Raw genomic sequence first — 410 nt, 5'->3', positions numbered from 1 at the left:
AAAGGGAATTTACTGCATGGTTAGTGGTGCTTTCTGGTGGAATTCTCACACTTATCGCCGCGGGATTTATTATTGCAGGCTTCCCTGAAGAGAAAGTCACGCCATTCATTGCGGTGGTTCTTTTTCTACATCTTCTTTTTATGCTGCGGAAAGTTAGGAGTACCGAAACTCGACTCCTGTAAATAAGTTGATCTACCGCGCCGCTGAAGATCAAGGAACCAGGGAAAGATCCACACATACAAAAATAATCACCTAACCACGTGATAACACAACTATTACCCAATCACATCATCACACAATCTTGCGATCGCAGGTCACGTCCGCTGGCGTGGTGGATGAGGACGGCTACCTCGTGAGCCTTCGTCAGTCAATCTAGGCGGTGATCGCGGTTGTGGTCATCACCTCCTGCT

General features: G+C 47.6%; 1 protein-coding gene. It reads left to right on the top strand.

What is annotated here, in order from left to right; all coding sequences use genetic code 11:
* Positions 1-182, top strand: a 182-nt coding sequence (locus FVA95_RS32335; RefSeq protein WP_205016053.1) for a hypothetical protein, incomplete at its 5' end; no start/stop codon positions are given.
* Between the last annotated feature and the right edge of the window lie 228 nt (positions 183-410).

The organism is Pseudonocardia sp. EV170527-09, assembly GCF_008369905.1.
Lineage (GTDB): Bacteria > Actinomycetota > Actinomycetes > Mycobacteriales > Pseudonocardiaceae > Pseudonocardia.
This window is presented reverse-complemented; position numbering and strand designations above follow the sequence as displayed.